The organism is Halalkalibacillus halophilus DSM 18494 (genome assembly GCF_000423105.1).
Lineage (GTDB): Bacteria > Bacillota > Bacilli > Bacillales > Alkalibacillaceae > Halalkalibacillus > Halalkalibacillus halophilus.
The window spans coordinates 143,656-170,090 of sequence record NZ_AUHI01000005.1; the positions used below are offsets into that span (position 1 = coordinate 143,656).

Here is a 26,435-nt window from a genome sequence, read left to right on the forward strand (position 1 = left end):
GAATCTGTAATAAAAGTTAAAAAATCGCCCCTACAATTGAATGTAGGGACGACTTCACCGCGGTACCACCCTGATTATAAGTCAGCATTAGACTTATCTCCTTACACCTTAACGCGGCAAAACGGCGGGGATTAGCCGCACTCCTGACTAGCTTCAATAGTGTCTTACTTTGTACTTCTCTCAGCTAATGAAGCACTTCTCTTTAAGCAGACGACTATTTACTCGTGTCACTCTTCGTATTAATTGATCTTCTAATAAAAGTATAAGTAACCATGTAAAATGTGTCAATTATTATTATGCTCATTTACATAAAGTCATAAGGCGACAAATTTTCTTCATCTTCGTCTTCTTCACCATTGTCTAAGCTTTTATTTGAAGTACCCATCATTGATTGAATCCGCTCAACAAGGGTGGAATTTCGATCATACGCATTTTTCTTCTGCATACCTTCTAAAAAAACATCATATTCTCCACAGATAATTAATGACGACTTCCCTCTAGTGACGGCTGTATAAATTAAATTCTTTACCAGCATTCGTTTAAACGACCTCACAATCGGAACAATTACTATTGGGAATTCACTTCCTTGTGATTTATGAATCGAAATAGCATAAGCTAGCATAATCTGATTAAAATCATTCTTCGTATAAGATACTTCCATACCATCAAAATTAATAATCAGTTCGTCTTTCTTTGATTCTGATTCCTTTGCTTTTTTAATTGCTACAATTTCTCCAATATCACCGTTAAATACATCTTTCTCGGGTTGGTTTACCAATTGTATAACTTTATCGCCTGTACGATAAATATAATCAAAATGCTGCAGTTCTCGTTTCCCCTTTTTTTCTGGGTTGAACAGATTTTGCAGTGTTTCATTTAGTTTATGGATCCCTACATTTGTTTTATACATTGGTGCTAAAACTTGTATATCACGAGGACTATAACCTTTTTCCATCGCTTTAGTTACGATTTTTTCGATAGTTTGTAAAGCATGATCTGTAGTGGTTTCAAAGAAATTAAAGTCGGCTTTTTTTCCTACAGAACTCTCTGGAAGTTGATCATGTTTAATATCATGAGCAAGTTTAACAATATATGAATCTTGTTTCTGTCTATAAATTTCAGTGAGTTGGCATATTGGTACAGAATTACTTATTAATAGGTCAGCTAGCACCTGGCCAGGACCCACAGAAGGTAGCTGGTCTTCATCTCCAACGAATATAACTTTCATCCCACTTGGAATTGCTTTTAATAAGCTGTTCGCAAGCCAAATATCTACCATCGAAAATTCATCTACAATCAAAAGTTTGCCCTTCAGTTGATTACTACTATTATATTCGAACTCGCTTTCTCCTGACCATCCAAGTAAACTATGAATGGTTTTTGCTTTTAACCCAGTGGAATCTGTTAAACGTTTAGCGGCTCTTCCAGTAGGTGCTGCTAACACAAAGTCAGAATTATGTTTTGTCTTGCCTTTTTGTATCAAGGCTTCGTAACAATGAATAATCCCTTTAATCACTGTAGTTTTACCTGTACCAGGACCACCCGTAAGAATCATAACTTGATGTTCAAGTGCCTTCTTAACTGCTTCATATTGTTCGCTACCATAAGCAATTCCTTCTTGTTCTTCTATTTCACCGATTAACTGCATTAATTCACTCTCGTCATAAAAGGAGTCTTCTTTTGTCTCAAGTACTCGGGTTAGCTGAGAAGCTACACCTTCTTCTGCAAAGAACAACTGTGGTAGATAGGTTCGATTTCCTTCTTTTACTATTACTTCTTCTTTTAATAAAGCTTGTAAATGTTCTTCGAATGACTGTTGATTTTCTATTGGATGACCTTTATGTAGTAACACATTTAATTGCTGCATTAAATAATCATCATCTACGTAAACATGTCCATTCATAGACTCCATTTCTAGCACATGTAAAACTCCGGCCTGAACACGCGTTGGGTGATCATCTTTAATTCCCATTTGTGCTGCAATTTCGTCTGCTCTTTGAAAGCCAAACCCTTCAATATCAAAGACAAATTGATACGGATTTTCATTCAATTGAGTAATGGTGCTTTCCTGATATGCTTTATAAATTTTCTGTGCCAATTGGAGGCCAACCCCGTACTTGGCTAACTCAATAGTAACTTGGTCGAATCCTTGATTCACACGTAGATCCGCAATAAATTGCTTCTTCAAATCTGGCTTTAGTCCACTTACTTGATCAAGTAATGACTCATCCCGTAGAATTTGGTCAACAGCTGAAAGGCCGAAATGGTTCACAATTTTCTCTGCCGTCTTTTCCCCTACGCCATAAAAGAGGTCACTAGATAAATACTTTATTAAACTTTCCTCCGTTTTAGGAAGTTCCTTTTCATATGTGAAAACATTCAACTGCTCACCAAATTTAGGATGTTGTTGTAACACCCCATAAAAAATATAATCATTCCCATGTGTTAACGGCGGGAAATGACCTTTGATTACCAATTCTTCTTCATCAAACTCTAGATTAGTATCCTCCACGATCACAGAAGCAATTGAAAATTGACTTTCCGCTTTATGAAAGATCATATGGCTTAGTTGTGCTTTCACATAATTTTGCTCCTGCATGATCAAGATACTCCTTTAGTCTTCTTCGTTCAATGCCTCTTCCACTTGTTTCTTCCCGTTTCCTGCTAATAAGTGGTCAGGTTGGATGCGAAGCGCTTCATTAAACTGTAGTAACGCTTTTTCTGCTTGTTCCAAATACAAATAACAAACTCCTTTATTATAGTAAGCATCTGGGTGTTCGTGATCTAATTTTAACACATGGTCCATTTGTTGAAGAGCATTTTCAATTTCTTTTGCAAAAGCAAGTGTAAGTCCATATTGAAACTGCACATCTACATCTTCTGGGCTCATTTCACTTGCGCGCTGCATATAGGGCATAGCTAGTTTAGGCATTTCTTGATTTAATAAAGATAGACCAAGCATAAAATATAAATCCGCTTCATCTAATCCTTGTTTCATTGCGGTTTGAAAGTGTTTCGTTGCTTCTTTGTATTGTTCTTGTTCAAAATATAAATTTCCTAAGCCATAATAAGCTGCCGGAATTTTCTCTTCTAGTGAAGTGGCCTTATCAAAAAAAGTTTTCGCACGGTCAAATTCCTTGATGTGAACAAGTAAGTTGGCAAAGTTAATATATCCAACAGGATCTTTCGGATTAGCCTCAATATAATCATTAAAAGCCTGCGCTGCTTCTTCCATATTACCGTTTTGCATATGTTCAATGCCTTTTGTTAATTCACTCATTATAAAATCCCTCATTTCTATGTAGTAAAATAAAAGCCACCACTTTTATGTGCTGACTTTTATTGCTTCCTTAACCTAAATAAGCTAATGGTTTATTTTCCTTAAAAACTTCTTCAATTGTTCCCCCACCAAGACAAATATCTCCGTCGTAAAAGACAACAGCCTGTCCAGGTGTAATCGCGCGTTCAGCTTCATCAAAAACCACACTAGCCTCTTTAAGATTATTGGCTGGGTATACAGTTACAGCGTGGTCTTCCTGACGGTAACGGAATTTCGCTGTACAAGAAAATGGTTCTGTTGGAACGTCTGTAATCAACCAATTAAGATCAACTGCTTGTAGGGAGTCCGAATATAACGCGTCATGATGAAAACCTTGTTCCACATACAATATATTATCTTTCACATTTTTACCTACTACAAACCACGGATCGCCAGCACCACCAATGCCTAATCCTTGACGTTGACCAATTGTATAATACATTAGACCATCATGTTTTCCTTTTACTTCTCCATTTAGCGTTTCCATATTACCTGGCTGAGCAGGTAAATATTCGCTTAGAAATTCTTTGAAGTTTCTTTCTCCTATAAAACAAATACCTGTGCTATCTTTTTTCGTAGCAGTAGCAAGTTCATGTTTTTTTGCCAACTCCCGAACTTCCTTCTTATCTAATTCACCTAAAGGGAAAAGGATTTTAGGTAGAATGTCTTTGGGAATTTGATTTAAGAAATACGTTTGATCCTTATTCCGGTCGACCCCTCTTAACATTTTCACTTCTCCGTTTTGCTCATCTACTTGCGCGTAATGACCTGTTGCAAGATAATCTGCGCCAAGACTAACAGCATGATCAAGAAATGCTTTAAATTTTATTTCTTTGTTACACATTACATCAGGGTTAGGGGTTCTACCTGCTTTATATTCGTCTAAGAAATACTGAAACACCTTATCCCAGTATTGTTTTTCAAAATTAACTGAGTAATAAGGAATATTTAGTTGGTTGGCCACTCTTGCTACATCTTCATAGTCTTCTGTAGCAGTGCAAACACCAAATTCATCGGTATCATCCCAATTCTTCATGAAGATTCCTACTACATCATAACCTTGTTCTTTAAGCAGTAAAGCTGTTACGGAGGAATCAACACCACCCGACATTCCTACTACTACTCGAATATTTGAACGATCTGTCATTTTTTCACCACCTATGCCAAACGACGTAAACGCGATGTTATTTTCTCTAATGTGTTCACAACTCGTTTTATGTCATCTAAATTATTATCTTTTCCAAAACTAAATCGTACAGAATTACGAAGACGAGCATCTTCTTCTCCATACATTGCAGTTAACACATGAGAAGGATTAATAGAACCTGCTGTACAAGCAGAACCAGATGAAACAGCAATTCCTTCTAAATCTAAATTCATTAATAATTGTTCCACATCTGTTTGTTCGAAGCTTACATTCACGATGTGAGGACTTCTTAAGGAAGTCTCACCATTTATAGAACAGATCACGTCAGATGCTTGTAACTGTTTAATGAATTCATTTGAAAGCTTCTCATAGTGTTTCTTGCGACTATTTAATTCTTCCTTTAAAGAACGAATTGCTTGATCAAACCCTACAATAGCTAAGACATTCTCTGTACCAGAACGCCATTTACGTTCTTGTTCCCCACCAAATAATTGTTGCTTCACATGGATCGAATGATTCTTATATAAAAAACCAATTCCTTTTGGCCCATAAATTTTATGAGAAGAAACGGTTAATAAATCTACTGGAAGTTCATTAACGTCAATAGATTCTACTCCATAAGCTTGGACAGCATCTGTGTGGAAGATTGCTTGGTGATCTTTTAATTGATCGGCAATTTTCTCAACTGGTTGACGGATGCCCGTCTCATTATTAACTGTCATTACACTCACAAAAATAGTATCGTCACGTAGTTCTTTTTGAAAATCAGCCATTGAAATGGTGCCACTAGTATCTACTGGTAAATAAGTAACCTCATACCCTTTGCGTTCTAACTCTTCAAACGGATGAAGCACTGCATGATGTTCTATTTCGCTCGTAATCACATGGTTACCCTTATCCTTATTAGCCTCTACTGCTCCAAAGATAGCAAGATTATTAGCTTCCGTACCACCACTTGTGAATATTATTTCATTAAATTTTGCATTGATGCTAGTTGCAACGTTTTCTCGGGCACGGTCCAATACTTTTCTCGTTTCTCTACCAAAGTGATGAATGCTAGAAGGATTACCAAAAGCTTTGGAAATCATTTCTTTCATTTCCGATTGGACACTTTGGTGTAGAGGGGTTGTTGCTGCATGATCTAAATATATATAATCCATTTTATCACCTACTTAACTGGATGCTTAAATGTAAAACATGTGTTCCTCTTGATAATCACCTTTTTCATATTCAGCTAAATCTTGAAGGGAGGTAGTTTCAAGTACATCTTTAACAGCATCACGAATTCTCTTCCATAATTCTCTTTTAGCAGGCTCTTCATCATCCATTTCTTCTACCGGTCGAATAGGGCCTTCTAATGTGCGGATGATATCTGCTGCTGTGATCAGTTTAGGTTCTTTCGTTAAAAGATACCCACCTTTGGCACCTCGAACACTTTTAACTAACCCTTCATTTCGAAGAGGAGCGATTAATTGTTCTAAATAATGTTCTGATAGGTTATATTCGTTTGCAATTGCTTTTAATGGTAATGGTTTCTCACCATAATTTTTAGCCAAAGCAATCATAATAGTTAATCCATAGCGACCTTTAGTCGAGATTTTCACACATGGCCCTCCTTACTGTTTCCTCTATTCCATTATAACATGAGCAAATAAGCCATGTTTCGTTTTAAGAGACGTCATTTATCAAAAAACCACATGTGATTATAGCACATTTAATACGGTTGTGCATGCGGGATGCACTTACTTCTTTTTGCGCATGTCTTGCTTCAGTTTATTTAACTTTTCATGAACTTGAGCTAGCTTTTTTTCTTCTCCAATTTCCTTTGGGTCATAATAGGAAGCTTGCTGAAGTGCTTTTGGTAAATACTCTTGGTAGACCCAACCACGCTCATCATTGTGTGGATATTTATACGTTTCTCCATGACCTAATTCTTTCGCCCCTTGATAATGTGTATCTTTAAGGTGGTCAGGTATATCACTAGTAACCCCTTTTTGAACGTGTTTTATCGCTTTATCCAAAGCTTTATATGCAGTATTCGATTTGGGAGATAAGCATAGTTCTATTGTTGTAACCGATAATGGTAACCTTGCTTCTGGCATGCCTAATCTTTCAACCGCTTCAATAGCTGAAAGTACCCTTGCTCCTGCCTGAGGATTAGCTAAACCAACATCCTCATATGCGATAGCTAATAATCTTCTCGTAATCGATTCAAGATCTCCACCTTCTAATAACCTTGCTAAATAATGAAGAGATGCATCTACATCACTTCCTCTGACGCTTTTATGAAAGCTTGAAAGTAGATTAAAATAAATATCACCCTTTTTATCATGAGTGAATCCTTTATTTTTTAAACAATATTCCACTGTTTCATCTGTTATTTGATAGACTCCATCCTCATCTTCTAACGAAGCGAATACAATATCTTCAAGCAGAGTTAAGGCAGTTCGAGCATCGCCAGTAATCGAAGAAATTTTCTCTAAGTGCACATCCTGAATGTTTATAGATAAGTCGCCTAGACCTTTTTCGTCATCCTTAAGAGCTCTTAGCAATAAAGAAAGAATATCATTTTTACCTAGTGGAGACAGTTGTTTGATTTGTCCACACCTAGAACGAATTGCGTTATTCACACTATGAAAAGGGTTTTCTGTAGTTGCCCCAATCAACGTAATAACTCCTTCTTCCAATGCCTTTAACAAATAATCCTGCTGACTCTTATTAAATCTGTGGATTTCATCAATAAATAATACGGCATTATTAGACATTCTAGCCTTCGCTATAATTTCTTCGACATCTTTTTTACTAGCTGTCGTTGCATTGATAGCATAGAATTCCATATTGGTAGAACCAGCTATAGCAAAAGCTAATGAGGTCTTCCCTGTTCCAGGCTCGCCATATAAAAGCATAGAAGGAACATGTCCTTTTTCAATCATTCTATATAATGGTTGGTCTTTTCCTATTAAATCTTGTTGACCAACTACTTCATCAATAATTTCTGGTCGCATACGATATGCTAAGGGTTCTTTATATAACATGAACTTTCACCTACTTCATTTCATACATTCTTACTTATTTTACTATAAGATAGCGAGATCTGACGAATATTCACCATTGAAAGTATGTATATTATGAAAATCTCTTGCACATGATAGAAACAAGATACTATTAAATAGAGAGGAATGACCACAATGGTAAAAGTTAGACAAGATGCTTGGTCACACGAAGATGATTTACTTTTAGCAGAAACAGTATTGAGACATATCAGGGAAGGAAGCACGCAATTAACTGCATTTGAGGAGGTTGGAGATCAACTTAATAGAACTGCAGCTGCATGTGGTTTTAGATGGAATGCTGAAGTAAGACAAAACTATGAAAAAGCAGTAGATTTAGCTAAAAGACAACGAAAGACTTACAAAAAAGCGAATGCAGACAAAAAATCTAATAAACCAAAAGAAATGAATATATTAAACAAGGAACAGAGTCACTCTAAGCCAATAAACATAAAAATAGATGAAATGATTAAACAATTGGAACTTTTGAAAGCTTCTGATGTGTTAAATCAATCTTCTGAAAAACAACTTCGTGAACTACAAGAAGATAATAAGTTACTAAGAGAAGAGAATCAAAGATTACAAAAGAAAAATGAGCGATTACAGGATTCGTATGAACAATTACAACAAGACTATCAACTTTTTATTAATATGATGGAACGTGCTAGGAAAATGATGCTTTTTGATGAAAAAGAAGAAGAACTTCACTCTCCAGCTTTTAAAATGGAGAAAAACGGTAACCTTGAACAATTAGCTAAATAGCAATCAGATCAAAATAAAAGCTACTTCAACTTTGAAGTAGCTTTTTAATGACTTTATGTATTAATCCCAATTGTGCCGTTCATCCTTGTGGTTTTGAACCCGCTCAAGGCAGGTGGGTGTCCTGTTCCATGTACTGTTGTAAGTCCTATAAAAGGCATTTACGCACCATGGAAACGTTGGACTCCCAAAGATATAAGTGTTCGGTCAAAACATATTCGGATGAGACGAACACATTAGGATTAGTTATTTATATTGTAATTGAATAATAGCATATATGATCTCGCTATTCAAGCTAAATCACCTTACAAATTCTACAATTATTCTTCGTTTACTGCTTTCCCACTTGTTTTTAAATGAAGCTCTTCTAATTGATCGGTACTAACTTTAGATGGTGCCTTCGTTAGTAGATCAGAAGCAGATGCAGTTTTAGGAAATGCAATGGTGTCTCGTAAGTTTGATTTCCCTGCAAGTAACATAACAAGTCTGTCAAACCCTAACGCTATCCCTCCATGCGGCGGAGCACCGAACTCTAATGCCTCTAACAAAAATCCGAATTGATCCTTCGCTTCTTCTTGACTAAATCCTAAAAGCTCTAGCATTTTCATTTGCATGTCTTTTTTATAAATACGAAGGGAACCACCACCGAGTTCAAACCCATTTAACACTACGTCGTAAGCCTGTGCTTTCACTTCATGCGGATTTGAATCTAATAGTTCCATATCACTTTCTTGGGGCAGAGTGAATGGGTGATGGGCTGCATGGTATCTGCCTTCCTCTTCATCATATTCAAATAATGGCCAATCGGTTACCCATAAGAAGTTAAATTTCGTTTCATCAATAAGATTAAGTTCTTTTCCAAGTTTCAAACGTAAAGCGCCTAAACTTGCATGTACGACAGAAGGTTGATCTGCGACGAACAATAATAAGTCCCCATCTACTGCATCTAATTGGTCTTTTATTGCTGCTTGATCGTCCTCAGAGAAAAACTTAGCTATAGGTCCTGTTAAGCTTTGATCGGCTACTTTTACCCAAGCAAGTCCTTTCGCTCCGTACACAGCGACATATTCAGTTAGCTTATCGATGTCTTTCCGAGAAAAATGGGATGCTTGCCCTTTTACATTAATGGCACTTACCTGGCCGCCATTCTCAACAGCTTGATTAAATACTTTAAAACCACTATTTCTAACCGTTTCATTCATGTCAACAAGTTCTAAATTAAAACGAGTATCTGGTTTGTCAGAGCCATAGCGATTCATTGCATCTGTGTAGGTCAGTCTTGGAAAAGGAACAGTAACTTCTTGTCCTTTTACTTGTCTTACGACAGACTGAAGCATCTCTTCCGTCATTTGCATAATTTCTTCTTGAGACAAGAAAGAAGTCTCGATATCTATTTGAGTGAATTCTGGTTGACGATCTGCTCGTAAGTCTTCATCGCGAAAACAACGAGTAATTTGATAGTACTTTTCGTAACCTGAAACCATCAATAATTGTTTAAATAACTGCGGTGATTGTGGTAGAGCATAAAATTCTCCTGGATGGACTCTGCTAGGAACTAAATAATCTCTAGCACCTTCTGGAGTGCTTTTCGTTAATATTGGTGTTTCCATCTCAAGATAGTTGTTACTGTTAAGGTAATTACGAACGGCTTGAGCGGTTTGGTGCCTTAGCATCATTGTTTCTTGCATCGTCTGTCTTCGAAGATCTAAATAACGATACTTCAACCTTGTTTCTTCTGTTAAGTCCTCTGTTTGATCCATTTTTATCGGTAATGCCTTCGATTGATTTATAATGTTAATGTGATCTGCTAGTACCTCTATTTCACCAGTATCCATGCGTTCGTTTACTGTAGAACGATCTCTCTCTTTTACTGTACCGGTAATCTCTAACACAAATTCACTTCTGACTTTTTCGGCAATCTCTAGAGCTTCCTTTGCATGATCAGGACTGAAGACCGTTTGCACAATTCCAGATCGATCACGAAGGTCAATAAAAATTAAACCACCTAAATCTCTTCTTTTTTGTACCCAGCCTTTTAACGTTACAGTTTCACCTACATGTTCTTTTCTTAATACTCCACTCATTGTTCGTTCATGCATGATATATCCTCCTTAAACTCTCTCTTTAATAAGTCTCGCTACGTCGTCAAATTCAACAGATTGTTCCTCTCCAGTTTCTATATTTTTAACATTTACAACACCAGATTGAACCTCTTCTTCTCCTAAGATGACAACAAACTTTGCATTATATCGATCCGCTGCCTTAAATTGAGCTTTCATTTTCTTTCCTAAATAATCTTGGTCAATTTTTAAGTTATTTTTCCTTAGTGTATTTACTAACTTCGAGGATGCATATTTCGCTTCATCACCAAGAGTAATAACAAAACAATCCAACTCTTTTGGTTGTTCCAACTCTACTTTCTCCGCATCAAGTGCCATAAGTAGCCTCTCAATACTTAAGGCAAATCCGATCCCTGACATTTCTGGTCCACCAAGATCTTGAATTAATCCATTATATCGACCACCACCAGATAAAGTGGTGATTGCTCCAAAACCTTCAGATTCACTCATGATTTCAAATGCTGTATGAGTGTAGTAATCCAACCCTCTAACTAAAGTTTCATCAACTGTATACTTTATTTCCATGGCATCTAAATGCTTTTTCACTTCTTCAAAATAATTACTTGAGTAGTCATTTAAATATTCAAGAATAGAAGGAGCATTCTTCATAGAAGGATGATCACGATCTACTTTACAATCCAACAGTCTTAATGGATTCTGTTCTAATCGATTTTGGCAATCCCCACATAATTCGTTCTTATAAGGGGTGAAGTGGTTAACTAAGGCTTGACGATGTGCCTCTCTGCTTTCTTTATCACCTAAACTATTGAGTACTAATTTTAATGATTTTAAACCTAACGCCTGGTAACTATCCATTGCAAAAGCTATTACTTCTGCATCAATTGCTGGGTCGGCACTCCCAATAGCTTCGATTCCAAACTGTGTAAATTGTCTAGTACGACCTTGTTGTGGTCTTTCATAACGAAACATCGGACCAATGTAATACAATTTCGAAGGTTGATCAACTTTGCCATGCAATTTGTGCTGAACATAGGCTCTTGCAACAGAAGCAGTGCCTTCGGGTCTAAGTGTTAAGTTTCTTCCACCTCGATCTTCAAATGTATACATCTCTTTTTGTACAATATCAGTAGAGTCTCCAACACCGCGTTGGAATAATTCCGTACGTTCGAAAATTGGTGTTCGTATTTCCTGATAATGATACACTTCAGCTAGTCTTTTAAATGTATTTTCAATCACTTGCCACCTTTTTGTTTGTTCGGGCAATAAGTCCTCTGTACCTCTTGGAACATTTATATTCATGGTCGATTCCTCCTTGGAATTATGTAAAATTTGAGACAAAACATAAAAAAGTCCCTATCAATCCTATAGATCGATAGGGACGAGATTACCCGTGTTGCCACCCTGATTAAAGCAAATAAATATTGCTTTCACTTCTTCTGCATAACGCTTCTCGCGATCAAAACCTACTATGGGGGTTCACCCAGTTCGATTAGATGCCTCAGGAATGTCTTTCACAAAGCTCGCCCATAAGTTTATTTTCAGCCATGATAAACTCTCTCTAAATGCGCGTATCCTTCTTACTTTTTCCTTCACCGGCTTTTCGTATTAAAATGTTCTACATATCATATAAATGAAATATGAAGTTGTCAAGTTATTTTTTATCGTTTGAATCGATAATTAAAGTCACAGGCCCATCGTTTGTTAAAGAGACTTCCATGTATTGACCGAATGCACCAGTTTCTAATCCTAGGTCTTGGTCTAAAATACACTGGTTAAAGCTTTCATATAACTCTTCAGCAACAGGTGGTTTTGCAGCCTGCATAAAATTAGGACGTCTGCCTTTTTTAGTATCCCCATATAAAGTGAATTGCGAAATGGAGAGTACTTTTCCACCTATCTCTTTAACAGATAAATTCATTTTACCCTCATCATCTTCGAAAATACGTAAATTCGCAATTTTATCCGCTAGGTATTTTGCGTCTTCTATTGTGTCTTCATGAGTAACACCTAGTAAAACTACTAAACCAACATCAATTGCACCTGTGGATTTATTATTTACTTTCACTTCACCATTAGAAGCTCGTTGTACAATTGCACGCATAAATTCTACTCCTTAATGAACCGTTCGTTGAACCGTGAATACATCTCGGATTTTTTTGATTCGGTCTACAATTTTACGTAAATGGTCTACATTATGAATTAAAATAGTTAAATGAATGGTCGCCATTTTATTCTTATCAGACTTTCCATTTACAGCAACAATATCAGTGTTTGTTTCATTGACTACTTGTAAAATTTCATTAAGTAATCCACTGCGATCAAACCCTGATATTTCAAGATCAACACTATAGTTCTTTCTATGTTGAACTTCATTTTCCCATTCCACTTCAATAAGACGTTCCGTTGGCTCACTTGAAATGTTAGGACAGTCCGAGCGATGGACCGATACGCCACGACCCTTTGTGATAAAACCAACAATCTCATCACCAGGAACTGGGTTACAGCATTTTGATAATCGAATTAATAAATTATCAATTCCCTTAACATTTACACCTGCCCCAGTAGAGCGCTTCTTCTTTGTTTCCACTTCTTGCTGTACTTCTTTTAACGTGTCTTCTAGATCTACAGGTTTTTTCTTCTCGTTTATCTTTTCCGTTAGACGGTTGGCAGCTTGAAGTGCAGTAACACCTTGGTAGCCAACAATCGCAAATAAGTCTTCAAGTGTATTCTGATGTAATCGATCTAACGCATGATTAATATTCGTTTCATTCAGTACTTCTTTAGGACTTAGCCCCATGTTTTTTAATTCTTTTTCAATTAATTCTCTGCCGCGTTCAACATTTTCTTCTCGGCGTTGTTTCTTAAAGAATTGTTTGATTTTATTTTTAGCTTGTGAAGTTTGAGTTATTTTCAGCCAATCCTCTGATGGACCATAGGAATGCTTAGAGGTAACCATTTCAATGATATCTCCAGTATGGAGTTTGTAATCTAATGGCTCCATTTTTCCGTTAACTTTAGCACCAATCGTTTTATTCCCTACTTCTGTATGGATTCGGTAAGCAAAGTCTAGTGGTACCGAACCGCTAGGGAGTTCGATCACATCTCCGTTTGGTGTAAAAACGTAGACCATATCAGAAAAGAAGTCCACTTTAAGCGATTCCATAAATTCTTCCGCATCATTCGTCTCATTTTGCCATTCCAAAATTTCTCTAAACCACGCAAGTTGCTTAGACATATCTTCTGGATTTTCAGATTGAGTTGTACCTTCCTTATAGGCCCAGTGAGCAGCGATACCATATTCAGCAATCTCATGCATTTCTTGGGTTCTAATCTGAACTTCTAATGGGTCACCCTTAGGACCAATCACTGTGGTGTGAAGGGATTGGTATAGGTTAGGCTTTGGCATTGCAATATAATCTTTAAACCTACCCGGCATTGGTTTCCAACAAGTATGAATGATACCTAAGACGGCATAACATTCCTTGATGCTTTTCACAATAACTCTAACTGCTAATAGATCATAAATTTCATTAAAGTCTTTTTTCTGGTACTCCATCTTCCTGAATATACTGTAAATATGCTTCGGTCTTCCTGATATTTCAGCAGTAATATTTACGTCATGTAACTGCGTATTGATTTCCTCTATTACCTTTTCAATATAATGAACTCTTTCATCACGCTTTTGCTTCATTAAGTTTACAATTCGGTAGTACTGCTTAGGATTCAAATAACGTAAAGAAATGTCTTCAAGCTCCCATTTGATTGTGGAAATACCTAACCGGTGTGCAAGCGGTGCGAAAATTTCCAATGTCTCATTAGCTATACGTCTTTGTTTATGCTCTGGTAGGTGATCTAGTGTTCTGACATTATGTAAGCGGTCAGCTAACTTGATTAGAATGACACGAATATCCTTTGCCATAGCGATAAACATTTTACGATGATTTTCAGCTTGCTGTTCTTCTTTTGATTTATATTTTATTTTACCTAATTTAGAAACTCCATCTACTAATAATGCCACTTCTTCATTAAAAGATTCCGTTAAGTCTTCAAATGTAATACCCGTGTCTTCAATAACATCATGTAGGAAGCCACTAGCAATCGTAGCTGGGTCCATTTCTAGTTCAACTAAAATACTAGCTACTTGGACAGGGTGGACAATATAAGATTCTCCGGATTTTCTAGTTTGCCCTTCGTGAGCTTTATAAGCAAAGTCATATGCACGACGAATAAAAGCTGTATTTTCTTCATTCAAATAGCAGCTTGCCTCTTCAATAACTTCTTCAATTGATTTCGTTCCATGTTTAGCCATAAGATCACCTAGAAGTTTGTAGTTTTAAATCTTTATTATGTATTCTTTTTTCTATTATTCCTAATTACATATTCATTGTAAAGTATTTGAAAAGTATGTTCTTGAATAAAATAGACTGACTCTCTTTTTAAAAGAGTCAGCCATCTCATTATATCTTAAGAGAATTTATTAATATTGCATAAGTGTAAGTATATCATAATCCTTAAGCTTGTCACGACCATCAAGATATGTCAATTCAATAAAGAAGGCACAACCTACAATATTACCACCTAATTGTTCTACTAAATCGATCGTCGCCTCAACTGTACCACCTGTTGCTAACAAGTCATCAACAAATAATACACGTTGACCAGGTTTAATAGCATCTTTATGAATGGTTAATACATCACTTCCGTATTCTAAGCCATAATCAACTTTAATGGTTTCACGCGGTAGCTTCCCTTCTTTACGAACAGGTGCGAACCCTACTTCTAGTGCATATGATACAGGACAACCTACAATAAACCCACGAGCCTCAGGGCCAACAATTACATCTATATCCTGTTCCTTTGCATATTTCACAATCTCATCAACAGCAGCCTTAAAAGCTGGGCCATTATCCATTAATGTAGTAATATCTTTGAACCTAATACCTTCTTTAGGCCAGTCTTCCACAATTGTTATATAATCTTTAAAATTCATATACTACTTCTCCTTCCGAGGCTTTTGCCTGTAAACGCTCATTAAACCAACTTTTGATGTCTTTATAATTAGAGAAATAAAGCAACTCTTCTACTTCTCTTTGGTCTATTTTCCTAAGATATGTTTTTGATTCTTCGAGTGGTTTGAACTCACTCTCTTGGTGAAAAATAATCTCACCATTAGTTATTTTAACAAAGTTTAATTCAAAAAACACTTTAATCATAAAATCAACTTGATTCATGCTCCAGTTTTTTGCTTCTGCTAATTGAGGTTTTTGGTTTTCCATGATTCTTTTATGCTTTTTTAATGTAATATATAATTCTTTAAAGTCATCTCGGTTTGCAAGTCGTGATAGCAGTTGAGAATCAGAATTTTGATAACACAAGTAAATAGCTTCGTAAGTAGATAGATGTAATATGGATTCTAGTTCCTTCATATTATTCGGTAGTTCATAGAGAGCTAAACGCTTTGTTTTTTCTAAATCAGAACTTTGAACCTCTTCATAAGGTATGATATTGATCCAGTCGTTTTTTAGTCTTTGGTTAAAACTTATTGCAAGTGTATTTTCTGTAGCGAGTGATTTTTCTACTTCAAAAGGAACTGTTTTTCCTCTAAAATCAAACAATTGCCACTGTCTACAACGGATGTCTTGTAATTTTACTTGTAATTTTTTATTTCCATTCCACTCATTCACTTCAATCTCACCTAATACATCAATAGAAGCACCAGGTGTTAAAGCATCAGCTACTTCACCAAATTGAAAACCAATCATCTCGATCGCTGCATCTTCTTTTTCCCCTGTTAATTTCAAATGATTTTTCTTTGCTCCAATTTTACGTATATGTTTTAAATCAATCGATTCTATTTGAAATAACGGCTTTTCATTTTGCATCCCAAATGGTGCTAATAGTTCTAATTCTTTTGGAAACTCCAGGTCTAAGTCTTTCCACTGTACTGTATCTTCCACGATAAGATGTTGTTGGAAGTCTTCTTTAGTCAGTAAAGAGGCACGTTCATTTAATGCTTCTCTCAGCTGTTCCAATTTACTTAACTCTACTGTCATGCCCGCTGCTTGCGCATGTCCACCAACTTGAAGGAACAAATCTTTTACATTCATACATTCTTTAAATAAATCAAATGCATCGATACTACGAGCGCTACCTTTTGCGGTTTCACCATCATCGTTAATTCCAAGTACGATTGCAGGCCTATGATATTTATTTACAATGCGAGATGCTACGATACCTAATACACCAGGATTCCAATTTTCTTTTGCAACGATAATTATATCGTCATCTTTCATTGTTGCTTCTATTTCTTCAAACGCCTCTTCTGCTATTTTCCGGACGATTTGCTGACGTTCTTGATTAATTGCGTTAATCTCCTCAGCCATGTCATTAGCTAACACATCATCAGATTCTAGTAATAAATCCACTGCTAATGAGGCATCTTGCAACCTTCCAACCGCATTTAATCTTGGACCAATGATAAAGCCTATATGCTCTGTAGTTAGTTCCGTTTCGATTTTACCAAGTTTCTTTAATGCATGGATCCCTGGAAAACTTGACCGGTCCATTTCTTTTAGTCCACTTTTTACTAAAATTCGATTTTCTCCTCTAAGTGAAACTAAGTCTGCCACTGTTCCAATTGCAACTAGTGATAATAGGTGTTTCGGAAATTCTTTAGATAATGCTTGTGCTACTTTAAATGCAACCCCCACCCCTGCTAACTCATTAAAAGGGTATTCTTTTTCTAATCCTGGGTGGATAATCGCATATGCTTCTGGCATTTCATCTTGTGCCTCGTGGTGATCCGTAATAATCAAATCAATACCAAGTTCACGAGCTAGACTTGCTTCTTTAGGTGCAGCAATACCGTTATCAACCGTAATAATTACTGATACACCATTTTCTTTTGCTAGTTGAAAAGCTTCTACATTTGGCCCATATCCTTCAGTGAAGCGATTTGGAATATAGTAATCCACAAGTGCTCCCATTTCTCTTAGGGTATAAACCAATACCGCTGTCGATGTTACACCGTCCGCATCATAATCACCGTAAATAAGAATTTTTTCTTGGTTTTCAATCGCTTGAAACACTCGATTTACAACTAAGTCCATATCTTGAAATAGATATGGGTCATGCAGATTTTCAATTTTAGGATATAAGAATTCTTCAGCTTCCTGTGTATTCTTAATCCCTCTTTTATGTAAAATTTTCTTGATTATATTCGAAATGTTTAAATCAATAGTCGTATCCTCTATATCATCATTAAACTGCCAATTATATTTACTATCTAACAAAATAACTCACCCCTGACCTACTCATTATACAAGAGCAGACCAGGGGTAGCAATCTTACTATTTACTTAATTGCCCTTACCTCATTACCGATTTGTCCAATCATTTTGATCATGATGGATAACGGAATTATCATCTTCATGTTCGTATTGCGGATCTTTTGGCTCCGTTGCAGATTCGTCTTTCGTTTCTTTGCCACTTAATACTTTAATCTCCCGCTTCATTTGATAAAATTTTGAAATACTGAAAGCTGTAACTAATAGTGCTCCTAATAATGCTGAAAATAAAATCACTAAAATGAGTGGAGCATCTGTTTCTGTAAATAGGAAATCTACTTGGACAGCTTCCACATTAATTACCGCAAACACCGCAATAATAACTGCGAATACTAAGGTTAAGATGATCCATGATTGCTGTTTCAATTTTATTCCTCCTTATTCATAACTATTTATTATAATATTCATTATATTCCCTATTTAGTTGGAAGAGAAACTTGAAGACGAAGTATATTCCTTAAGTGCTTTCGTTGTAGTAATTGAAATTTAACTATTTTAAGATCCAATCAGTTTAAAAAAGGTGAGAAGCTTATTATAAGCTCCTCACCTTTACTCATTATACCTGTGGACCACCTGTAGGTTCTTTCTTTTCATAATTAACTGGATTCTTATCGATCGATTTCCCTCTCCATACAAGCCAAAGTTGCGCTCCAAGGAATAAGGAAGAATACGTACCTGCTAGTAACCCAACTATTAAAGCAAACGAGAAGTAAGTGATGGCTTGGGCACCAAATATAAATAACATTAGTGCTGCAAATACTACTGTAATCACTGTGTTAAAACTTCTTGCCAGCGTTTGCATTAAACTCTTGTTAACAATCGCAGCTAGTGATTTAAATGTCTTCACTCGTTTTTCTAATTGTAAGTTTTCCCGTATTCGGTCAAAGGTTACGATGGTATCGTTGATCGAATAACCGACAATCGTCAGTATGGCGGCTATCACAGTGATATCAAATTCAAATTGGAATATGCTAAATAACGCGAGTATGAAAAATGCGTCATGCAATAATGCAACAATAGCAGTAATTGCAAAGAACAATTCAAACCTAAAGGCTAGATAAATCACAATACCAATAGAAGCATATAAAACCGCATAAACGGCATTCATAGCAAGTTCCTGTCCTACTTTTGGTGTGACCGTGCTTACACTTGGCTGATTGCCATAAACTTCTTCAAAGTGATAGTTCACTTCAGCAATCTCATCCTGCGACAACACTTTATCAAATCGCACCATTCCAATTTCTTCATCATCCCCAGCCATGACAATCTGTGTTGGTTCATGACCGATCTCCGCAAACTCATCTATTAATTCTTCTTGAGTTAATGTATCATCTGCTAACACTTGAACTCGAGAACCACTTTCAAAATCAATTCCTAAGTTTAGTCCAGCAGTAGATAAGAAGAGTATACCTGCGAGAACGGCAGCTATTGAAATAGCAAAGAATTTCTTTCGATGTTGCACAAAATTAAACGTTTTACCAAAGAGGTGAGGTTCTACTTCCTCGCCTTTATTTATATCTTTAATTTCTGTCGGTTTCACACCAAATAATCTTGGGCGATTATTTAACACTTTACTGTTCACCCATAGCCCTAATAACAACCTTGTGCCAAATACAGCTGTAATAAAGCTTAATAGGATACTTATAATCAACATAGTTGCGAAACCTTTAACAGAACTCGTACCAAATATAAATAAGACGGTTGCTGCTAAAATGGTTGTCACATTCGCATCTAGAATTGTAGATAACGATCGCTTGTTACCTGCTTTAAAGGCAGAACGAAGTGTTTTTCCTGACTTCAGCTCTTCCTTTATCCGTTCAAACGTGATGATATTAGCGTCTACAGCCATACCAACACCTAACACCAGAGCTGCAATTCCTGGTAAGGTTAAGACCCCATTAATCGCCTCGAAAACGACTAAAATTAAGTAAATATAAGCACTTAATGTTACTGCTGAAATGATTCCTGGGAACCTATAAAAAGCGATTATATAAACTAATATTAAAATAACACCTAAAATACCAGCAGTGATGGTTCGATCTAATGCTTGTTCACCAAACTGAGCTCCAACTGCTACGGAATAAACCTCTTCTAAATCAGCTGGCAAGGAACCAGAGTTTAAAAGGTCTGCTAAAGTTTGGGCTTCATCAATCGTAAAATCGCCTGTGATTTGCACATTGGTACTAGAGATCACTTGGTCAACAGAAGGTGCAGAGATGTACTTAGGATCTTCTGAACCAATTTCATCTTCAAACGAATCTCCTTCTTCATAATCTAACCAAATTACTAACCTGTTTTCTCCAACGGGCATTTGCGAAATTTCTCTCGTTACATCCGCAAAATTATCATAATCACTATCACCGAAATTTCGCTTTGTCTCAAGCGTTACAATCGCATTATTCGTTTGGTCAAAATCTTGCCTTGCACTACCTTCCACTAACTCAGAACCATCAAAGTAAAGCTCATCATCTACGCCACGAAAAGATATATTAGCAGTCGTGGATAATATCTCTCTTGCTTCGTTTTGATCGCTCACACCTGCTAATTGTACTCGAATTCGATTATCCCCTTCAATATCAATTAAAGGTTCATTAACACCTAGGACATCGACACGTTGGTACAAGCTTTGAACAACCGCTTCTAGCATTTGGTCATTCACTTCTTGTGAATCATTTAACGGTTCTACCTCGTATAAGACTTCGAATCCACCTTGCAAGTCTAATCCTAAGGGTATTTCTTTCGTGATGGAATTCGTCGTCGTTCCAATCAGTCCTCCTAATAGAAGAACAATTATAAAAAAGGCGACGATTCTGCCCTTCCTTTTCATATGTAGTTTTCCCCCTTAAAACAGTAAGTTAATAAACTTACTGTCCTTTCCCTTGCTTATTTGTTAATGCCTGAATTGACTCCATTAAATTATCATCTTGTTTCTGTGCTTCTACAGTTAAATAACTCATATAAATAGCGTCTTTCAAATGAAGCACATCTTGTACTACCTGATGCAATGTCTTTTCCTTCTCTTTTCTCCACACTTTTGCTTCCAGGCATTCCCATAATTCTTTCTTTGTAGGGCGTTCATACCCGAGCATCTCTAATTCATCTATCTTACTATTCATCGCTTCATGAATGTAAGGTCTCCACTGGTTTACATGCTTTTTAATTGGTTCCAATAATATTGGCCTCCCTATGATTAATATCAAAGATTAATCATGATATTGGTAAAGACAAGCATATAGATTATTGTACCGAAAATTCATTCTTTTGAGAAGGCAGGTTTACTAAATTGTCCAAACAGACTTTCATTAAAGGTGCAATAATTTTAATAATAGCTGGAATGATCAGCAGATTACTAGGTTTCGTTAACAGAATAGTTATGGCACGTCTCTTAGGTGAAGATGGAATTGGAATTTACATGCTTTCACTTCCTGCCTTGTTTCTTATGATTACTTTATCTCAAATAGGAATTCCTGTTGCTGTTTCTAAACTAGTTGCAGAAGCCAATGTAGTTAATGATCAAAAGAGGATACGTTTAATACTATTGATTTCCTTCTCAATCACTATTTGTTTAAGTATCTTACTATCAGCCTTATTTGTAGTCGCTGTACCATTTGTTACAACGTATCTCATTACAGACTCCCGCACGTTCATACCGATGTTAGTCATGACTCCGATCATCCTAATAATCGCCATATCCTCTGTCATAAGAGGATACTTTCAAGGCATGCAGAATATGGTTCCTCAGGCAACTTCTCAAGTCATTGAACAAGTTTTTCGAATTCTCTTAGTAGTAATATTTGTAAAACAATTACTACCTTATGGTATCGAGTGGGCAGCAGCTGGCGCAATGTTCTCTGTTGTTCTTGGAGAACTGCTATCCCTTTGTTACATGCTACTCTGCTTTAAGAAATATAAACACATAAGTATCTTTACAAGTTTAAGGAAACCAATCCAAAAGTGCAAAGAAACTTTTGTGAACATTTTACAAATTGCTCTTCCTACGGCTGGGACAAGAATGATCGGCTCGACTACGTATTTTCTTGAACCTATTTTAGTTTCTCAGAGTTTGTTAATCGCAGGATATACAATTGCAGAAAGTACGAAGCTTTATGGACAGTTGACAGGTTATGTACTCCCGCTTTTATTACTACCTACATTTATTACACATTCGATATCTGTTGCGTTAATACCTTCTATTAGTGAATCAAATAGTTTAAACCATCAAGAAACGATTCGATTCCGATTAACGCAGGCTTTAAGAATATCCTTTGCTTCAGGTGGACTAGCTACAATTGTATTCATGTTATTAGCAGCTTCCATTTTAGAAGTAATGTACGGCAGTCAAAGCGGTGCAACCTTTTTAACTTTCATGGCTCCATTTTTCTTATTATTATATTTCCAAGCTCCATTACAAGCTACACTACAAGCTTTAAATTTCGCCAAACAAGCTATGGTGAATAGCTTAGTTGGAGCCTTAGTAAAACTAGCTACGCTTTGGATCCTTGCTACAAATCCATCTTTTGGAATGGATGGGGTCATGCTTTCTTTACTAATTGGAATCATCACAGTTACCCTACTTCACTTTATTAGTTTATATAAGTTAATTCACTATACTTTCCCGTTAATGCTTTTTGTCAGAATGCTATTAGTATTAGGAATAACTTATACTACAGGATTTAATTTAAAAATCTTTTTCACAGATGGAAGCATTTTATCAATCATAAGCATTATTTTGATCCTATCCATTGTATATTTGTTCTTACTATTTTGCTTCAAATTAATTCAAAAAGATGAATTTCGTCACTTTCGTCTTTCAAACAAAGGCTAATTTTTGAAATCCAAAAAATAGGACCCATCGTCAAACCGTTGAGCTAGCAATATTTGTTTATGAGTCGTGATTCCCCTGCTCTTAAGTTCGTTTAATAATTGATCCTCAGATAGGTTATGGTCTATTAAGGCTTGTTGCTGGATCACCCCATCAACGATTATTGGTTCAATCGTAGATGGAGGGTGGTCCTTTTTTTTGAATACGGATAGTTTACCGCTTGTTTCCAACACTGCTAAACTCACTTCTCGAAGATCGATTACGTCTTTTTCTCGTAACTGTAATAACAAGTCGTCTAAATTGTACCTCTGACGTTTCATTTCTCCTTGGTCAATTTTACCCTCCCTCATTATGATCGACGGTTTTCCGTCCAAATAAGTTCTGAGCCTATTACTTTTAATCGATACATAAGCAGTAAGTAATTGAATTCCTAGAAGAATAAACATAGGAGTTAACATCAAAAAAAACGATTCCTCCACTTGCTCAATGGAAAGAACCGCTATTTCTGCAAGCATTATAAAAACTACTAGATCCATGACACTTAGTTCGCCAATTTCTCTTTTTCCCATGAAACGAAAGACTATATAAATAGCTATATATACTCCTACTGTGCGTATAATTAATAAAATGACTTCTTGCATATCTCACCCTCCACATGGAGTCTCTTTCTTATATTCTCCATTCGCAGATAAGAGTATACAGTTCTCTTTAAAAATATCTTAATTGCAAGTAAATCGTTGCAAGGATTAACGAACCAACAACAACCAACAAACCTATTCCCATAAATTTAACGAAATTTATTTTAACTCCTTGAGTACTTGCGATTCCAGCAACTACTACATTGGCAGAAGCTCCCAATAAAGAACCATTTCCTCCTAAACAGGCCCCTAACGCAAGCGCCCACCACATGGAATCGGTTGTTACCATACCGTATTCTTCTAATTCAAATAAAACAGGGATCATTGATGCTACATATGGGATATTGTCTACAAATCCAGATAATAACCCTGCCGACCACAGAATCACAAAAGAAGAAGTCATTACATTCCCTTCTGTCAATTCAATAAACTGTACAGCAATCCAATCTATAATCCCAACTTGTTCTAATCCCCCTACTAATACGAACAAGCCTACAAAGAAAAATAATGTCGTCCATTCGATTTTAGAAAATATTTGATCACAATCCACTTCTTTCTCGGAAAGCAAAAGTAGAACTAATGCCGCTACGGTAGCTACCATAGTTAACTCTATATGGAGAAAGCCATGAAGTGTAAAACCGATAATAGTTGCAACTAATACAGTAATAGATTGATAAAACAGAGGGGTCTTTTTAAGTACTTCATTAGGGTTGATGTGCAATAGTATTTCCCTTTGATCTTCCATACCCGCAAGTTGAAGAGGTTTATAGAAAATCAATAATAGAAAGAGCATCGTTAAGGCAAAAATTATCAAAACGATTGGACCTAAATTTATTATAAAAGAAGTGAAAGTTAGGTGCTCGACTGCTTGACCTATCATAATATTTGGTGGATCACCAATCATAGTTGCTGTACCGCCAACATTTGAAGTTATAATGACCATGACTAAGAAAGGAAAAGCCGGCAAGTTTAGTCGTTTAATCATATGTAGAAGAATCGGGACAAACAATAAGACTGTCGTCACGTTATCTAAAAAAGCTGATCCAACAGCTGTTAAAATGCCAGCCCATATAAATAATGGAATAGGCTTCCCGTTTACTCGTTTCATTAACATCAATGCAATGTATTCAAACAATCCAGTCCGTTGAGTAATCGTAATAATGACCATCATAGAGAACAAAAGTATAATCGTTCCCCAATCAACGTAAGTAGTTAATGCTTCTTCTAGTTCAAACAATCCAAACAAAACTAACAATGCGGCCCCTGATAAAGCTACTAGAGCTCTGTTAAGTTTGTCTTGGAGTAAAAATATATAACTAATGACAAAAACAATGATTGCTAATAATGCCTCCACGGTTTATTCTCCTTTAAATACATGATACTCATTCATACGTCTTTTTTAGGACAAACATGCATACTTTAGAGTAAATGGTGATGAAGGAGAGATGTCATGCAAACGAGAACAAAGGCATTAAGTATTAGTCTATTAGTTGTTTTATTATTAATGATTACTGTAAGTTTCATTTTCACCTTACTTATTTCTACTTTAGACATGAGTACAACCTATATGAGTCAAATTAGTTCTATAGTAGGGATCGTTATCTTATTCATTGGGGGAATGATTGGCGGGGCAATGTCAGGTGGCCGTGGATGGTTAACAGGCCTTTTAACAGGAACAATGTATGCATTTATTATTTTGTTATATCAGTTCCTAGCACATGACACATGGCTATTCTCGAATCAAGCTTTCTATTTACTATTATTTGTACTTGCTGCTACCACGGGTGGAATCCTTGGCGTAAATATAAGAAGAAGGTAGCTTTTAAGCTACCTTCTTCTCGTTACTTACATATTATTTTTCTTTTCACGAATCGAAGAACGTTCGTATGTAAGCTTTTGACCATCACTTACTTCAAGTACGACAGTTCCCTCGTCAAGTGCATGTACTAAACCATGCAATCCTCCAATAGTAATCACTTCATCACCTTTTTGAAGGTTGCTTTGCATTTCATTCACTTGCTTTTGACGCTTTTGTTGTGGACGAATCAAAATAAACCAAAACAACAGTACAAATAACAATATCGGTGCTAACGTCGCTAATAATTCCATCTATTTATTCCTCCTTTCTAAAAGTTCTTCGCATCAGGCTTATTAAAGCCATATTGCTCAAAGAATGCATCTCGAAAATCACCTAATCGATCTTCCATGATAGCATTTCTCACTTGCCCCATTAATTCTACCAAAAAGTATAGGTTATGATAAGTAGTTAATCTTAATCCTAGTGTTTCATTTGCTTTAATTAAATGTCGAATATAAGCTTTTGTGTAATTTCGACACGTATAGCAATTACAATTCTCATCAAGCGGTGTAAAATCCCTTGCATATTTCGCATTTCTAACCACTAATCTACCATTTGATGTCATACAAGTTCCATTACGAGCAATTCTAGTTGGTAACACACAGTCAAACATGTCCACACCGCGAATAGCTCCATCTATTAATGAGTCTGGAGAACCTACCCCCATCAAATAACGTGCTTTATCATCCGGAAGTAACGGAGTGGTAAAATCCAAAACTTTATTCATAACATCTTTAGGTTCACCTACTGATAATCCACCAATAGCATAGCCTGGAAAATCTAAACTCGTTAAATCACGAGCGCTTTGTTTACGAAGCTCTTCATATTCGCCACCTTGAATGATTCCAAATAATCCTTGATCCTGTGGTCGTTTATGAGCTTCTAGACATCTTTCAGCCCACCTACTAGTTCTTTCCACAGAAGCTTTCATATAATCAAAACTTGCTGGATATGGCGGACATTCATCAAAAGCCATCATGATATCTGACCCGAGTGAATTTTGAATATGCATCGCTTTCTCCGGTGAAAGAAATAATTTCTCTCCACTGATATGATTGCGGAAATGGACGCCCTCTTCCTTTATTTGTCGGATCTCACTTAAACTAAATACTTGAAATCCTCCAGAATCAGTTAAAATAGACCCATCCCAATTCATAAATTTATGCAGTCCACCTGCTTCTTTTATAATATCTTCTCCAGGTCGTAACCAAAGATGATAGGTGTTGGATAATATAATATTCGCCCCAATGTCTTTTAATTCCTCTGGAGCCATTGTTTTTACGGTTGCTAAAGTACCCACCGGCATAAAAACGGGTGTTTCAAAGGATCCGTGTGGTGTATGTACTTTACCAAGTCTAGCACCTGTTTGTTTACAAGTCTTGATCAATTCATATCGTATAGCCATTGTCGTCTATT

The 26,435-nt window shown here is 36.3% G+C and carries 22 protein-coding genes, 1 other RNA gene and 2 other annotated features; of the genes, 3 read left to right on the top strand and 20 right to left on the bottom strand.

Annotated elements, in window-relative coordinates; genetic code table 11:
* Nucleotides 1-41 precede the first annotated feature (41 nt).
* Nucleotides 42-244 (bottom strand) — a binding site (T-box leader).
* A gap of 60 nt (nucleotides 245-304) precedes the next feature.
* From recD2 to G532_RS0103355, 6 genes are all read right to left on the bottom strand, one after another.
* Complete coding sequence (recD2, locus tag G532_RS0103330) at nucleotides 305-2,599, bottom strand: SF1B family DNA helicase RecD2 (RefSeq protein ID WP_027963521.1); 2,295 nt, start codon at nucleotides 2,597-2,599, stop codon at nucleotides 305-307.
* A 15-nt stretch (nucleotides 2,600-2,614) separates the two neighbouring features.
* The gene (locus G532_RS15975; protein ID WP_027963522.1) at nucleotides 2,615-3,280 is read right to left on the bottom strand and encodes a tetratricopeptide repeat protein; all 666 of its coding nucleotides are present in this window, start codon (nucleotides 3,278-3,280) and stop codon (nucleotides 2,615-2,617) included.
* A gap of 70 nt (nucleotides 3,281-3,350) precedes the next feature.
* A complete protein-coding gene (gene mnmA / locus G532_RS0103340; RefSeq protein ID WP_027963523.1) occupies nucleotides 3,351-4,466 on the bottom strand; it encodes a tRNA 2-thiouridine(34) synthase MnmA in 1,116 nt (371 codons plus the stop codon).
* Nucleotides 4,467-4,477: 11 nt separating this feature from the next.
* On the bottom strand, nucleotides 4,478-5,626 hold the full coding sequence (locus G532_RS0103345; RefSeq protein WP_027963524.1) for a cysteine desulfurase family protein: 1,149 nt from the start codon (nucleotides 5,624-5,626) through the stop codon (nucleotides 4,478-4,480).
* Nucleotides 5,627-5,650: 24 nt separating this feature from the next.
* Complete coding sequence (gene cymR / locus G532_RS0103350) at nucleotides 5,651-6,070, bottom strand: cysteine metabolism transcriptional regulator CymR (protein ID WP_027963525.1); 420 nt, start codon at nucleotides 6,068-6,070, stop codon at nucleotides 5,651-5,653.
* Between the two features lie 138 nt (nucleotides 6,071-6,208).
* Complete coding sequence (locus G532_RS0103355) at nucleotides 6,209-7,501, bottom strand: replication-associated recombination protein A (RefSeq protein ID WP_027963526.1); 1,293 nt, start codon at nucleotides 7,499-7,501, stop codon at nucleotides 6,209-6,211.
* Nucleotides 7,502-7,654: 153 nt separating this feature from the next.
* Here G532_RS0103355 and G532_RS0103360 point away from each other — a divergent pair, with 153 nt between their 5' ends.
* Nucleotides 7,655-8,278 (top strand): RsfA family transcriptional regulator, encoded by a 624-nt coding sequence (locus tag G532_RS0103360; protein ID WP_027963527.1) that lies wholly within the window; start codon nucleotides 7,655-7,657, stop codon nucleotides 8,276-8,278.
* Between the two features lie 59 nt (nucleotides 8,279-8,337).
* On the opposite strand, the gene ssrS is transcribed toward G532_RS0103360, so the two are convergent.
* From ssrS to G532_RS0103405, 10 genes are all read right to left on the bottom strand, one after another.
* Nucleotides 8,338-8,521: non-coding RNA, 6S RNA (gene ssrS / locus G532_RS15790), on the bottom strand.
* Nucleotides 8,522-8,595: 74 nt separating this feature from the next.
* Complete coding sequence (aspS, locus tag G532_RS0103365) at nucleotides 8,596-10,374, bottom strand: aspartate--tRNA ligase (protein ID WP_027963528.1); 1,779 nt, start codon at nucleotides 10,372-10,374, stop codon at nucleotides 8,596-8,598.
* A 12-nt stretch (nucleotides 10,375-10,386) separates the two neighbouring features.
* On the bottom strand, nucleotides 10,387-11,655 hold the full coding sequence (gene hisS / locus G532_RS0103370; protein WP_027963529.1) for a histidine--tRNA ligase: 1,269 nt from the start codon (nucleotides 11,653-11,655) through the stop codon (nucleotides 10,387-10,389).
* 72 nt (nucleotides 11,656-11,727) lie between these two features.
* Nucleotides 11,728-11,958 (bottom strand) — a binding site (T-box leader).
* Between the two features lie 49 nt (nucleotides 11,959-12,007).
* Nucleotides 12,008-12,457 carry a D-aminoacyl-tRNA deacylase gene (gene dtd / locus G532_RS0103375; RefSeq protein WP_027963530.1) on the bottom strand — a complete coding sequence of 150 codons (450 nt, stop codon included), beginning with the start codon at nucleotides 12,455-12,457 and terminating at the stop codon, nucleotides 12,008-12,010.
* A 12-nt stretch (nucleotides 12,458-12,469) separates the two neighbouring features.
* Nucleotides 12,470-14,665: a RelA/SpoT family protein gene (locus G532_RS0103380; protein ID WP_027963531.1), complete on the bottom strand. Its 2,196-nt coding sequence runs from the start codon at nucleotides 14,663-14,665 to the stop codon at nucleotides 12,470-12,472.
* A gap of 168 nt (nucleotides 14,666-14,833) precedes the next feature.
* Nucleotides 14,834-15,346 (bottom strand): adenine phosphoribosyltransferase, encoded by a 513-nt coding sequence (locus tag G532_RS0103385; protein ID WP_027963532.1) that lies wholly within the window; start codon nucleotides 15,344-15,346, stop codon nucleotides 14,834-14,836.
* On the bottom strand, nucleotides 15,336-17,648 hold the full coding sequence (gene recJ / locus G532_RS0103390) for a single-stranded-DNA-specific exonuclease RecJ (protein ID WP_027963533.1): 2,313 nt from the start codon (nucleotides 17,646-17,648) through the stop codon (nucleotides 15,336-15,338). Before recJ ends, G532_RS0103385 begins: the two co-directional genes overlap by 11 nt.
* An 83-nt stretch (nucleotides 17,649-17,731) precedes the next feature.
* Nucleotides 17,732-18,067 (bottom strand): LapA family protein, encoded by a 336-nt coding sequence (locus G532_RS0103395; RefSeq protein WP_027963534.1) that lies wholly within the window; start codon nucleotides 18,065-18,067, stop codon nucleotides 17,732-17,734.
* Nucleotides 18,068-18,257: 190 nt separating this feature from the next.
* The gene (gene secDF, locus G532_RS0103400; RefSeq protein ID WP_027963535.1) at nucleotides 18,258-20,528 is read right to left on the bottom strand and encodes a protein translocase subunit SecDF; all 2,271 of its coding nucleotides are present in this window, start codon (nucleotides 20,526-20,528) and stop codon (nucleotides 18,258-18,260) included.
* Between the two features lie 37 nt (nucleotides 20,529-20,565).
* Nucleotides 20,566-20,871 (bottom strand): post-transcriptional regulator, encoded by a 306-nt coding sequence (locus tag G532_RS0103405; protein WP_035512476.1) that lies wholly within the window; start codon nucleotides 20,869-20,871, stop codon nucleotides 20,566-20,568.
* 113 nt (nucleotides 20,872-20,984) lie between these two features.
* Between G532_RS0103405 and spoVB the strand changes: the two genes are divergently transcribed.
* Nucleotides 20,985-22,526, top strand: a complete 1,542-nt coding sequence (gene spoVB, locus G532_RS0103410) for a stage V sporulation protein B (RefSeq protein ID WP_027963537.1) — start codon at nucleotides 20,985-20,987, stop codon at nucleotides 22,524-22,526.
* On the opposite strand, the gene G532_RS0103415 is transcribed toward spoVB, so the two are convergent.
* Both G532_RS0103415 and G532_RS0103420 read right to left on the bottom strand, forming a co-directional pair.
* Nucleotides 22,523-23,164, bottom strand: a complete 642-nt coding sequence (locus G532_RS0103415; RefSeq protein ID WP_027963538.1) for a DUF421 domain-containing protein — start codon at nucleotides 23,162-23,164, stop codon at nucleotides 22,523-22,525. The genes spoVB and G532_RS0103415 overlap by 4 nt on opposite strands.
* A gap of 67 nt (nucleotides 23,165-23,231) precedes the next feature.
* The gene (locus G532_RS0103420; protein WP_027963539.1) at nucleotides 23,232-24,515 is read right to left on the bottom strand and encodes an ArsB/NhaD family transporter; all 1,284 of its coding nucleotides are present in this window, start codon (nucleotides 24,513-24,515) and stop codon (nucleotides 23,232-23,234) included.
* 96 nt (nucleotides 24,516-24,611) lie between these two features.
* Here G532_RS0103420 and G532_RS14665 point away from each other — a divergent pair, with 96 nt between their 5' ends.
* Entirely contained in the window at nucleotides 24,612-24,980 is a 369-nt protein-coding gene (locus tag G532_RS14665) for a TIGR04086 family membrane protein (RefSeq protein ID WP_051189037.1), read from the top strand.
* A gap of 26 nt (nucleotides 24,981-25,006) precedes the next feature.
* Here G532_RS14665 and yajC read toward each other — a convergent pair whose 3' ends face one another.
* Together yajC and tgt are read right to left on the bottom strand one after the other, a co-directional pair.
* The gene (gene yajC / locus G532_RS0103430; RefSeq protein WP_027963540.1) at nucleotides 25,007-25,270 is read right to left on the bottom strand and encodes a preprotein translocase subunit YajC; all 264 of its coding nucleotides are present in this window, start codon (nucleotides 25,268-25,270) and stop codon (nucleotides 25,007-25,009) included.
* Between the two features lie 17 nt (nucleotides 25,271-25,287).
* Entirely contained in the window at nucleotides 25,288-26,424 is a 1,137-nt protein-coding gene (gene tgt, locus G532_RS0103435) for a tRNA guanosine(34) transglycosylase Tgt (RefSeq protein ID WP_027963541.1), read from the bottom strand.
* Nucleotides 26,425-26,435: the final 11 nt, after the last annotated feature.